6 protein-coding genes are annotated in these 6,000 nt (G+C 40.0%); 3 read left to right on the top strand and 3 right to left on the bottom strand.

From position 1 onward, the window contains the following. Positions 1-589: TetR/AcrR family transcriptional regulator (locus WBJ10_RS00215; protein WP_424287452.1), on the bottom strand; the 589-nt coding region annotated here is incomplete at its 3' end. Between the two features lie 154 nt (positions 590-743). Between WBJ10_RS00215 and WBJ10_RS00210 the strand changes: the two genes are divergently transcribed. Further along, a complete protein-coding gene (locus WBJ10_RS00210) occupies positions 744-2,297 on the top strand; it encodes a SulP family inorganic anion transporter (protein WP_424287450.1) in 1,554 nt (517 codons plus the stop codon). Between the two features lie 27 nt (positions 2,298-2,324). After that, the gene (locus WBJ10_RS00205) at positions 2,325-2,972 is read left to right on the top strand and encodes a carbonic anhydrase family protein (protein ID WP_424287448.1); all 648 of its coding nucleotides are present in this window, start codon (positions 2,325-2,327) and stop codon (positions 2,970-2,972) included. 164 nt (positions 2,973-3,136) lie between these two features. Here the strand turns inward: WBJ10_RS00205 and WBJ10_RS00200 are convergent, their stop codons facing one another. Further along, entirely contained in the window at positions 3,137-3,970 is an 834-nt protein-coding gene (locus tag WBJ10_RS00200) for a universal stress protein (RefSeq protein ID WP_424287446.1), read from the bottom strand. Positions 3,971-4,113: 143 nt separating this feature from the next. Between WBJ10_RS00200 and WBJ10_RS00195 the strand changes: the two genes are divergently transcribed. Beyond that, positions 4,114-4,617 carry an exodeoxyribonuclease III gene (locus WBJ10_RS00195; RefSeq protein ID WP_424287454.1) on the top strand — a complete coding sequence of 168 codons (504 nt, stop codon included), beginning with the start codon at positions 4,114-4,116 and terminating at the stop codon, positions 4,615-4,617. A gap of 127 nt (positions 4,618-4,744) precedes the next feature. On the opposite strand, the gene WBJ10_RS00190 is transcribed toward WBJ10_RS00195, so the two are convergent. Continuing rightward, positions 4,745-5,959 (bottom strand): exo-beta-N-acetylmuramidase NamZ family protein, encoded by a 1,215-nt coding sequence (locus WBJ10_RS00190; protein WP_424287444.1) that lies wholly within the window; start codon positions 5,957-5,959, stop codon positions 4,745-4,747. Positions 5,960-6,000: the final 41 nt, after the last annotated feature.

The raw sequence follows: 6,000 nt of genomic DNA, 5'->3' as shown, positions 1-6,000 counted from the left end.
AGGGAAGATTGTGCATAAAAAAATTTTGGAAATGTGCCATCTCAATAATGGTGCTTGACAGAGATTTTGGAAACTTGTATTTAGGATTACATTCCAGAATAATGCCACCAATCTTTGCACAAAGGTCTTTATAAGGCTTAAATAACTGGTCCTTGTTGTCTTCAGAAACATGCTTGGTTAAATAGACTTTGGTTCCTTCAGCAATGATTATCTGGTGCAATATACTTTCATTTACATAGCTTGTCCTAATGTCATCTTCGATTGTAGTAGCTAATAACTGAATGGCTCTTTTAAGTTTCACCTCGGGATCTTGAATATTGCTTGTATTTATAACAACCCGATATTCCAGCCAAGCCCAGTACCATGCCGTAATGTATATCAATAGACGGTGCTTATTTTCGAAGTATCGGTAAACCCCTGCTTCCGTGGAGCCAATATCTTCTGCCAGTTTTTTAAAAGTGAACGATTCGAACCCGCTTTTGTGTATTAATTGAATACTGTGCCGGATAATCTTTTTACCCAATTCTGTTTGTTCCGGATTTCTTAGAAACAATTTCTCGTTCATCGTTATTTGCAACTGTATCTCCATATCTTCTGTTTTCTATTAAGCTATAACAAACAATGATCATAATGTTAAATTCTACAATGATAGAAAAAAAGCTTTACAATTTTATGACATAGTAATACTATCATTTACAATATAGGTGCTATCTTAGTTTTCTAAATCATAACCAATTTCGCATATGAAAAAAAGTAATATGTTTAAAGAATTAAAGAGCGACCTTCCAGCTAGTGTAGTCGTTTTTTTTGTGGCGGTTCCATTATGCCTTGGAATTGCGCTGGCATCCGGTGCTCCCCTCTTTGCAGGAATTATTGCCGGCATTGTTGGTGGTATTGTAGTTGGTATCGCCAGCGGGTCACCACTTGGAGTTAGCGGCCCTGCGGCCGGGTTGGCCGTGATAGTCTTAACCTCCATTGCCGCTATAGGTTCCTGGCCGGCCTTTTTATTAGCCATTGTGCTTGCAGGAATTTTCCAGCTTATTATGGGATTTGCCAAAGCTGGGTTTATCGCTTATTTCTTTCCCTCATCGGTAATAAAAGGAATGTTAACGGGCATCGGCCTTCTTATTATTTTAAAGCAAATTCCACATGCATTAGGATATGATAATGACCCGGAGGGAGACTTATCCTACTTTCAAGCTGATGGAGGTACCACGCTATCGTCGATCAGCAATGCACTCAATAACATTACTTTAGGTGCCGTTTTGATCTCAGCGATTGCCCTTGTTCTACTAGTAATTTGGGATAAGGTTTTAATCAAGAAGCATAAAATATTTCAGGTTATACAAGGCCCTATAGTAGTCGTTTTTTTGGGTATTGTGATGAATTACCTATATCAATCGGGAACTCTGAATTTCAGTTTGGCCGCTGATCAGTTAGTAAGGCTACCAGTTGCCAATAGCCTGGGGGAGTTTTTTACCTTTTTTACCTTCCCGGATTTCTCAGCGATAACAAATTTTAAAGTTTGGGAGGTGGCAATTGTATTAGCAATAGTGGCAAGTCTTGAAACATTATTGTGCGTAGAGGCTACAGACAAGCTAGACCCGGATAAAAGAGTAACACCAACGAACAGGGAGTTGAAAGCACAGGGTTTGGGAAATGTGATTTCGGGACTAATTGGAGGCTTACCCATAACACAAGTTATCGTACGCAGTTCTGCCAATATCGCTTTTGGCGGTAAAACAAAGATGTCAGCTATTTTGCACGGAGTTTATCTGTTATTAAGCGCGATCACTATCGCTGGATTGCTGAACATGATCCCCCTGGCTAGTTTAGCTGCAATATTAATCATAGTAGGATATAAATTAGCTCAACCCGCACTTTTCCATCGGATGTACAAATTAGGCTGGGAGCAGTTTGTTCCCTTTATGGCCACAGTTATCGGCATATTGGCTACCGACTTGTTAAAAGGAATAACCATCGGTGTGCTTTTCGGCATATTTTACACCTTGCGCCATAGTTACCGTAATTCGCACCATATGAAAGAAGTGGTAACTTCTGAGGATGGGCAAGAAGTGCATTATATCGAACTGGCGCAAGAGGTGTCGTTTTTTAATAAGGCAAGTGTGATGAGAGCATTAGATGCGATCCCAGCCAATTCGAAAGTGGTCATTGATTTTTCGCAATCAAAATCCGTTGCTAACGATGTAATTGAACTGATCAAAAGTTACGAAACAAATGCTAAGACAAAGAATATTACTGTTGAAAAAATAAAATTTATCGAACCGGCATATTAAAATTAAACTAATAATCAAGATAACAAAATGAAGACATTAACTAAAGAAATGCAAGCTGCGATTACCCCTTCCGAAGCTTTGAATATTTTAAAAGAAGGTAATAGAAGATTCATGAATAATCTTAAAGCGAATCGTAACCTTTTGCAACAGGCTAATGAAACATCCGATGGGCAACATCCCTTCGCTGTAATCCTCAGCTGCATTGATTCAAGAACCTCCGCCGAGCTAATTTTTGACCAGGGACTAGGCGATGTTTTCAGTGTGCGTATTGCGGGCAATATCATTAATGAGGATATTCTTGGCAGTATGGAGTTTGGGTGTAAAGTAGCTGGTTCAAAAATTATCGTGGTACTTGGCCATACTAAATGTGGTGCTGTAAAAGGTGCTTGTGACCATGTTGAGATGGGTAACCTTACTGCTTTGATTAGCAAAATACAACCGGCGGTATATGATGAAAAGACAGTGACAGACGAAGAAAAACGTAATTCCAGCAATAGCGAATTTGTCGAAAAAGTGTCAACAATTAATGTAAAAAGATCAGTGCATGCCATCATGGAACGCAGCCCGATTTTAAAGGAAATGATTCAAGCTGGTACTATTGGGATTGTTGGTGGTACCCATGATATTACAACGGGCGAAGTCAGTTTTCTTGATGATACTTTAGTTATGAATTAAAACAAATTAAATCCATATTCAGGCAGGTATAGAATCTGCCTGAATCCTTAAAAACAATTAAAATAGTTGCCAGAAACTTATTTTTAGGTGTAATTATCGTATTAGATATATTACAAATTCCATTATTTATAGCTTGGGAAGTTTCCAGGAATTTAACCTTAGCATCAGTCCTTGGGAAAAACCAGCAGCGGAATTTTCGTATGATAAGAATACTCAGCGGTGTTACTGGAGAGAAAAAGCTTATCGAAAAAGCTTCTGCTTTGCTCGGTGAACATAATAACTACAGAGGGCTTAGATTTTTTGATTGCTTTCTGAAGGTTTGTCAACAAGGTTTCCGCGAAATCCAGATTTTCAAAGTCTAATTTGATATGAAGATCAGAGAACTTTTTAACTGCTTTCTCGACGAGCTTTGTATCTCCAGCAGAATCAGACGGGACTTTGAAATGCAGTAGTTCTATTTGTGCTTTCAGGGGTTTAGCAAAGTCTACTACTTTCTTCACTTCTTTTTCAATATCCACGAGATCGGAAGCATAGAGAACTTTGCTGATCTCGCTCCTTCTATAGGTGGGAGGAACAGCTATAACCGGAACTTCCGACTGATCAATAAGAATGGATGTATTTGTACCAAATATTTTATCGTGTTTAGATTCCCCTCTCCGGCTGATGCAAATAAAATTGAAATCATTATCCGAAGCATACTGCATGATATTACTATCCGTAACAAAAGAATTCTTAATCACATATGCGACATTTTTTGGTGTCACATCCGTGCTTTTGTAAACGGAGTCAACAAACCTCGTAAGTTTATTCTTGATTACTGTCGATTGGCTGCTTTGAAAGGATTCGTAAACCTTATCGCTCCATTTTGTAGGCCGCATTAAATGATATGAATGAAAGAAGGTTAAAGCAAAACTATGCTGTGAAGCCAACTGGATCGCAAATCGCAGGGCAGCTTTTGAATTCGATGAGAAGTCGGTTGTAACTAGTATTTTTTTCATATCATTATTTTTAACGCAATATGCGACTATTACTGCTACATGTTCTGTTATTTCAATATAACATGTAAGCTATGATAACGAAATTGCAAATTTCTTGTGCTGGAGAAAATGATCCATGTCAAACAAGGGAGTGATTTGGATCACTGAACATATCCTCCTTCTTTGATGTTAACAAAAAGCCGCTACTCACCCCCGGCTCCGTAAATGAAATCGCTACATACAACATTAATGGTATAAACGGTCGTCTGGAAATCCTCCTCCGCTGGTTAAATGAGGCCCAACCCGATATTGTCTGCCTGCAAGAGCTCAAAGCTGAGAGCAAAAATTTTCCGGAAAAAGCGATACGTGATGCTGGCTATCAAGCTATCTGGTATGGACAGAAAAGCTGGAACGGGGTAGCTATGCTGTCTAAAACAGAGATCCGGGAAATGCGGAATGACCTACCGGGGGAGAATAATGAATATACCCACAGTCGCTATATCGAGGGCTGTATCAACGGTATTGTTATCGGATGTATCTATTTGCCGAATGGAAATCCGTGGCCGGGGCCTAAGTTTGATTATAAATTGCGCTGGTTTAAGCGGAAGCCTGCAGAGTGTTTTGCGAAAGTATACATAATGATGGACAGGATTTGGATAAGAGTTTGAAGGTCTATTTGAAGGCGATTCGACCCCTGAGTCCGCCCAAGACGGAAACCTCCCCTTGAAAAAGGGGAGCTGGAAACGTACCCATCGGAAGAAAAAGGAATCAATAATTTAAAAACGATTCCTTTTCTTAGTTGTAAAGTAAATACTTTTTCCTCATTTCTTTATACTGAGATAAGGCTGGCTCCCAGCTTGCGCGGATTTCTGCTTCAGAAACACCATCGATAATTTGCGTACGGAAGATTCCGTTGCCAATTTGAACCTCGATACTATTCATCTGATTGCTCAGCTTGGAATCGAAGAATTTTTCTTTATAAGGATGCGCCTTATACAATTCCATTATCCATTGAAGGTTTATCTGTTTCCTGGCTCTCAACTTTTCTACGTCGTAATTGCGAAGGTCAAGTCCGTAGCACACCTGGTTCATAAAAAGCGGTGTTTCGGCCATCCCCTTAATACCAGTAGGTGTATAATTGAACTCATACTTGCCTTTCAGCTCAGGGCTGCCAAGTACAGTAAATGGAAAATATGTACCCCGGCCCAGATTAATATAAGTTCCTTCGAACATACATGTAGAAGGATAAAGCATTACTGCCTGTTGGGTATTTAGATTAGGTGAAGGTGCTACCGGCAGTGTATAAGGCATATCGTGGTTATAATTAGCCACTTTAACAATCTTCAGTCTACATTTTACTCCATCTTTTAACCATCCCTGGCCATTTGCCATTTGTGCAAATTCAGCCACCGTTAATCCATGCGACATAGGTATGGGGAACATGCCAATTCCAGATTTGTATTTCATATCCAGTACAGCACCATCTACCAGATAGCCATTAGGATTAGGCCGGTCCAGTATCAGGAGTTCTTTGCCGCTTTCATGACAGGCCTCCATCAAACGGCTCAGTGCATTGATGTTGGTATAGAAACGTACGCCCACATCCTGAAGATCGTATACCATTACGTCGACATCAGCCATATCCTCTTTGGATGGCTTATTCTTTTTACCGTATAACGAAATCACAGGAATTCCGGATTTAGCATCAATCTCATCCGCAACATGTACTCCTGCACTTGCGTTACCGCGGAAACCATGCTCCGGGCCGAACACTTTTACTATGTTAATTCCCAGGCTCTTTAAACTATCAACCAAATGGGTTTTACCGATTATCGAAGTAGGATTCGCAAGCATAGCTACACGCTTCCCTTTCAAGTAGGAAACATATTCTTCGGTACGTTCAGCACCGGTCTCTATAGAATTCGAGGAACCTTTCCCCAAGGTCATTCCCGGATTAACAGAAGAACAGCCGAGGGTTAAGGCGGCAACACAAACGATTAGAAACTTCATATTGGATATTTTTTCGCTAAGATAGGGCTTAGATGGGAGTA

Origin of the sequence: Daejeonella sp. (genome assembly GCF_049655485.1) — a bacterium.
In the GTDB taxonomy this organism is placed as follows: domain Bacteria; phylum Bacteroidota; class Bacteroidia; order Sphingobacteriales; family Sphingobacteriaceae; genus Daejeonella.
The sequence above is the reverse complement of the archived record's forward strand: the minus strand, read 5'-3'. Positions and strand labels throughout refer to the sequence as shown.

Excerpts from the sequence above, each read along its gene's own strand:
- WBJ10_RS00210 (WP_424287450.1), top strand. The coding sequence starts at position 744 with ATGAAAAAAAGTAATATGTTTAAAGAATTAAAGAGCGACCTTCCAGCT.
- WBJ10_RS00205 (WP_424287448.1), top strand. The coding sequence starts at position 2,325 with ATGAAGACATTAACTAAAGAAATGCAAGCTGCGATTACCCCTTCCGAA.
- WBJ10_RS00200 (WP_424287446.1), bottom strand. The coding sequence starts at position 3,970 with ATGAAAAAAATACTAGTTACAACCGACTTCTCATCGAATTCAAAAGCT.
- WBJ10_RS00190 (WP_424287444.1), bottom strand. The coding sequence starts at position 5,959 with ATGAAGTTTCTAATCGTTTGTGTTGCCGCCTTAACCCTCGGCTGTTCT.